The 5571-nt window shown below is 72.4% G+C and carries 5 protein-coding genes; 3 read left to right on the top strand and 2 right to left on the bottom strand.

Annotation, left to right across the window (positions count from 1 at the left end; genetic code table 11):
* Positions 1-140: 140 nt before the first annotated feature.
* Positions 141-935 carry an enoyl-CoA hydratase-related protein gene (locus ACZ63E_RS09945; protein ID WP_465335669.1) on the bottom strand — a complete coding sequence of 265 codons (795 nt, stop codon included), beginning with the start codon at positions 933-935 and terminating at the stop codon, positions 141-143.
* Between the two features lie 198 nt (positions 936-1133).
* On the opposite strand from ACZ63E_RS09945, the gene ACZ63E_RS09940 reads away from it, so the two are divergent.
* On the top strand, positions 1134-1301 hold the full coding sequence (locus ACZ63E_RS09940) for a DUF3117 domain-containing protein (RefSeq protein ID WP_005155393.1): 168 nt from the start codon (positions 1134-1136) through the stop codon (positions 1299-1301).
* A gap of 90 nt (positions 1302-1391) precedes the next feature.
* Positions 1392-2855, top strand: a complete 1464-nt coding sequence (locus ACZ63E_RS09935) for a leucyl aminopeptidase family protein (protein ID WP_465335668.1) — start codon at positions 1392-1394, stop codon at positions 2853-2855.
* A gap of 106 nt (positions 2856-2961) precedes the next feature.
* On the opposite strand, the gene ACZ63E_RS09930 is transcribed toward ACZ63E_RS09935, so the two are convergent.
* Entirely contained in the window at positions 2962-4146 is a 1185-nt protein-coding gene (locus ACZ63E_RS09930) for an MFS transporter (protein ID WP_465335667.1), read from the bottom strand.
* A 62-nt stretch (positions 4147-4208) separates the two neighbouring features.
* Between ACZ63E_RS09930 and ACZ63E_RS09925 the strand changes: the two genes are divergently transcribed.
* Entirely contained in the window at positions 4209-5108 is a 900-nt protein-coding gene (locus ACZ63E_RS09925; protein ID WP_465335666.1) for a LysR family transcriptional regulator, read from the top strand.
* Positions 5109-5571: the final 463 nt, after the last annotated feature.

Below are 5571 nucleotides of genomic sequence, written 5' to 3'. Positions count from 1 at the left end.
AAGGAGAAGGGAAACAAAGGCAGACACACGAAAGAAAAAAAGGAGGGGGGGGAGGGGGGGGAGGGGGGGGGGGGGTGGGGGGGGGGTGGGGGGGGGGGGAACCCCCCCCAAACCCCCCACGACAAGCCGCGGCAGGGTGCTTACTTGCCCTGGAAGTTCGGCTTGCGCTTGCCGACGAAGGCCTCGACGGCCTCGGTGTGGTCGGCGGTCGCGCCGAGCGCGGTCTGGGCGGCGTCCTCGGCCTCGAGGGCCTGGTCGAACGTCGACTGCGCGGCCAGGTTGAGCACACCCTTGATCTTCGCGTAGGCCACGGTCGGCCCGGCCGCGAGCTTCGCCGCGACCTGCTGGGCGCGCGCCGGCAGCTCCTCGTCCGGCACGACCTCGCCGACCAGGCCGAGCCGCAGCGCCTCGGCGGCGTCGACGGTCCGGGCCAGCAGCATCAGCTCGGCGGCGCGGCCGTACCCGACCAGCCGCTGCAGCGTCCACGACGCACCCGAGTCCGGGCCGAGCCCGACATTGGCGAAGGCCATCAGGAACGACGACGACTCGGCGGCGATCCGCAGGTCACTGGCGTAGGCGAAGGCCGCCCCGGCGCCCGCGGCGGTGCCGTTGACGGCCGCGACGACCGGCTTCGGCATGTCCACGATCGCCTTGACGATCGGGTTGTATTGCTCCTTCACCGTGTGTAGCGGGGCGGGGTCACCCGCTTGCAGCAGTCCCACGTGCTCCTTCAGATCCTGGCCGGCGCAGAACGCCTTGCCGGAACCGGTCAGCACGACGGTGCGGACGTTCTCGTCGTCCGCCGCCTCGCGCAGCGCCGCGAGCAGTGCTTCCTTCAGCTCGACGGTCAGCGAGTTGTACGCCTGCGGCCGGTTGAGGGTGAGGGTGCGCACCCCGTCGGCGTCGGCGGTCGACAGGACGTCGGATGTGGTCACGTCTACTCCTTGCGCTGAAACATCGGTCGTCCGAGAGTCTCACACCCCTTGCGGGCCGCATACCAGCACCGATACGGCGGCAAAAGATCGGTCCGCTGATGCGCCGAGGCGCTGATAGGGGACAATGGACGGTAAGACCCGGCTGGCTTTCACGCGAGCGCGACCCGGGCGCGCCGGTTGAGACGGAGGGAGCACGCTATGGCGGCCATGAAGCCCCGGACCGGAGATGGTCCCCTCGAAGTGACTAAGGAGGGGCGGGGCCTCGTGATGCGCGTACCGCTCGAGGGTGGTGGGCGACTCGTCGTCGAACTCTCCGCGGAGGAAGCGAAAGACCTCGGCGCCGCTTTGCAGGAGGTCACTGGCTGAGCCGGCCCCCGAAAACCGTCCTTCCGTCGCACCCCGGTCTCCCTTCGGAGGCCGGGGTCGCGGTTCCTCTGCGCCCGAAGGTTGCTCACTGTGCGTAATCCGCTACCCCCCGTTCCGACTAGTCTCCTCGACATCGAGGTCGCGGGCGACCTTCGCCGCGGCGCCCCGGTGGTCCGCCTGGTGACGGCTCCGGCCGACGACGTCGAGACCGAGCCGGTGGAGATCGCGGGTGTCCGGATCAGCGGCAAGGCGGGCGACGTCCAGCCGGTGCCGGGCGACGGCCCCCGCTGGGTCGCGGGGCTGGGCGACGGCGAGCCGAAGCAGTACCGCAAGACCGGTGCGGCGCTGGTCCGCGCGGTGAACGCGACGCTGGCCGACGACGTCGACCACGGGGGGCGCGCGTTCCGCGCGGTGCAGCTGGTGCTGCCCGAGGAGGCCTCCGGCGAGCACGTCACGGAGCTGGCACTGGGCCTGCTGCTCGGCGGCTACCGCTACAAGGTGACCGGCGAGGACCCGTCGCCGTCCATCCGGACGGTCCGGCTGGTGACGGACGACCGCGCGATTTCTTCGCACACGGCGCTGGTCGCGCGCGCCTCGGCGCTGGCGGCGTCGACGGCGCTGACCCGCGACCTCGCGAACACGCCGTCCAACGTCAAGACTCCGGCCTGGCTCGCGGACACGGCGGCGAAGGTGGCCGGCCCGGGGGTCGAGGTGGCGATCCGGGACGAGAAGTGGCTGTCGACGCAGGGTTTCGGTGGCGTCCTGGCCGTCGGCGGCGGTTCGGCCCGCCCGCCGCGCCTGATCGAAATGACGTACAAGCCGTCCGGGGCGGCGAAGCACCTGCTGCTGGTGGGCAAGGGCATCACGTTCGACACGGGCGGCCTGTCCATCAAGCCGGCCGACGGAATGCACCTGATGCGCACGGACATGGCGGGCGGCGCGGCGGTGATCGCGGCGATCCGCGGCGTCGCGGCACTGGGCCTGCCGGTCCGGGTGACAGCGCTGGTCCCGGCGGCGGAGAACCACGTGTCGGGCTCGTCGTACCGCCCGGGCGACATCGTTCGCCATTACGGCGGCAAGACGACCGAAGTGGCGAACACGGACGCCGAGGGACGCATGGTCCTGGCCGACGCGCTGGCGTACGGGATCCGCCGGTTCACCCCGGACTACGTGGTCGACGCGGCAACGCTCACCGGAGCGATGAAGGTGTCCCTGGGCCTGCGTACGGGCGGGCTGTTCGCGTCGGATTCGTCGCTGGCCACGGCGGTCGTCGAGGCGGGCGCGCGGGTGGGCGAGGCATGGTGGCGCATGCCGCTGGAAGAGGACTACGCGGAGAACGTCCGCGGCGAGTTCGGCGACCTCCGCCAGACCCCGGCCGGCCCAGGAGGAATCACGGCGGCGCTGTTCCTGCGCGAGTTCACGGAGGGGCTGCCGTGGGCGCACCTGGACATCGCGGGACCGGCGAGGTCGGAGAAGAACTACGACGAGGTGGTGCCTGGGGCGACGGGGTTCGCGGCCCGGACGTTGGTCGAGCTGGCGGCGTCACTCGCCTGACGTTGTCCCCAGGTCGGGTGGGCTGTGGATAACTGGATGTTCGCGGCCGGTCCTGTCGGTGGGGGCCGATACACTGGAACCGGCCGCGGCCGCCCGGTCCTCCCAGTCAGCTCGTCACCAGCTCCCGCCGCTCGATCCGCACCCGCGTCCCCACCGCGACCGCGCCCGCGGCCAGCAGCAGCCACACCGCCACCAGCGCGATCAGCCACGGCCACCCCGCGTGCCCGTACACCCACGCCCCCGCCGCGCCGCCGACGCTGCTTCCCAGGTAGTACGTCGCCGTGTACATGCCGCCCACCTGGCCGCGGGCGTTCTCCGGGGCGTCGGCCGCCGCCCAGCCGTTGGCCACCGCGTGGGCCGCGAAGAACGCGCACGTCAGGACCAAGAACCCCGCGATGACCAGCGGCAGTGAGTCCGGCAACGTCAGGGCCGCGCCGACCGCCGTCAGCAGCAACGAGCCGATCAACGCGCGCCGGCGGCCGACCCTGGCCACCAGCCGGCCGGCCGCCGCGGACGACACCGAGCCCGTCGCGTAGGCCAGGAACACCAGGGACGCGATCGCCGGCGACAGGCCCAGCGGCTCGCCCGTCAGCCGGAACCCCGCCGCGTTGTAGAGCGCGACGAACGACCCCATCGCCAGCAGCGCGACGGCATACTGCGCCAGCAGCACCCGCTTGCTCAACGCCGTGACGAGCCCCCGGGCGACCGCGCGCAGCTGGGCGTCGCCGCGTGGGCGCGTGCCCGGCGGGAGCGTCACAACCGTGATCGCCGAACAGACCGCTCCTACCCCCGCGACGACGTACAGCGCGCCGCGCCAGCCGAGTGGTCCTGCGGTGAACCCGCTGGCCAGCCGGCCGAGCATGCCGCCGATCGTGTTGCCCGCGATCATCGCGCCGACCGCGGCCGCGACGCCCGCGCGGCCGAGCCGTTCGGCCAGGTAGGCGGCCGCGACCCCGGGGAAGCCGGCGATCGCGATGCCCTGCAGGGCGCGCAGGACGAGCAGCGCCGGGTAGGTCGGCATCAACGGCAGCAGCAGCCCGAACACGACCGACGCGATCACCGACGTCAGGATCACCGGCCGCCGTCCGACCACTTCGGACAGTGCGGCGATCGGCAGGACCGCGATGGCGAGCGCGCCGGTCGCGACGCTGACCGCGAGCGCCGCGCCGCCCGGGTCGAGGTGGTACTGCGCGGCAAGCTGCGGCAGGACCGGCTGCGGCGCGTAGAGCAGGGCGAAGGAGGAGATCCCGGCCGCGGCGACGGCGGTCTTGACTCGGCGGGTGGAGGTCACCGTCCGAAAGTAAGCAGAGCTAACCAATACGTCCAATGCAGCCGTCTGCCATGATTGATGCGATGACGTATGACTCGCTGACCTCGCAGGTGACGCCGCACTTGCCGTTGCTCGCCGCGCTGCGCGAGACGAGGAACGTCACACGCGCGGCGGAACTACTGGGCGTGCCGCAGCCGACGGTCAGCCGCCGGATCGCGGCGCTGGCCGACGCGCTCGGCGCGCCGTTGACCGTTCCGGACGGCCGCGGCATCCGCCTCACTCGCGCGGCGGAACTGCTGGCCGAAGCGGCCGAACGCGGCTTGGCAGCGGTCGACACGGGCGTCCGGCTGGCTCGTGAGGAGGTGGCGCCGGAGTCCGGGCACGTCGTGCTGGGATTCCTGCACCTGCTCGGGCGGTCGCTGGTGCCGTCGTTGCTGCGCGGGCACCGGGCGCGGTACCCGGGGGTGCGGTTCACGCTGGTCCAGGGCTCGCGCCAGGAGATGATCGACCGTCTGGTGGACGGCGAGCTGGACCTGGCCCTGCTGGCGCCCCTGCCCGCCGAGCCTTCGCTGGCCACGGCCGGTTTGGTGGACGAGGAGATCCTGCTGTCGGTCCCGGCGGGTCATCACCTGGCGACGCGGAAGTCGGTGCGGGTGGCCGAGCTGGCCGAGGAGGAGTTCGTGCTGCTGGAGCAGGGCTACGGCGTCCGAACACTGACCGACGAGCTCTGCGCGGCGGCGGGGTTCACGCCGCGGATCGCGTTCGAGGGCCAGGAGTCCGACACGGTGCGCGGGCTGGTGGCGGCGGGCCTCGGGGTGGCGCTGCTGCCGCGGTTCGGCCCGGGCAGCCCGGCGGGGGTGGCGGAGGTGCCGCTGGAACCGCGGCCTTATCGGACGATCGGGCTGGCGTGGCGCGCTGAGGAGCCGACGACCCCGGCGGTGACGGGCTTCCGCGACCACGTGCTGATGACGGCGGGCCACTAGCGCCCCGATGTGGCCTGGTTGTCGTCGCGCACAGCCACTGCGCGAACGGGACCCTGGTCGGGCGCAGCACCCGGTATCTGATGCTGCTGCACCTGGGCTCACGCACCGCGCGGCGCGCGGAGGAGTCGATGAACCCGGCGGTGACGGGCTTCCGCAGGCACGTGCTGACGACGGCCGGCCAGGCAACGAGACCGCCGGACAGCCCCCGCCCCTCCGGAGGAGGGCGGTCCCGGCAAAGTCGGCGGCGCCGCAGGGGCACCGGCGAGGTGGCCGCTCAATGAGGTGAACGAGTCACTCACACCATCGCGACCGGATTTCTCGAACGACACTGCGGCATCCTGAGCCCCGGCACGGTCTGGCACCCGGTCCCAGTGTCGGGGGGGGGGGGGGGGGGGGGGGGGGGGGGGGCACCCCAAAACACGCCACCCAAAAAAAAACCAAGGGCAAAGAGAAGGGAAAGAAG

The organism is Amycolatopsis sp. NPDC104819 (assembly GCF_055583145.1).
This window is presented reverse-complemented; position numbering and strand designations above follow the sequence as displayed.

What these genes read in the sequence shown, in the direction of transcription:
- ACZ63E_RS09940 (WP_005155393.1), top strand. Translation starts at nt 1,134, where the DNA reads ATGGCGGCCATGAAGCCCCGGACCGGAGATGGTCCCCTCGAAGTGACT.
- ACZ63E_RS09925 (WP_465335666.1), top strand. Translation starts at nt 4,209, where the DNA reads ATGACGTATGACTCGCTGACCTCGCAGGTGACGCCGCACTTGCCGTTG.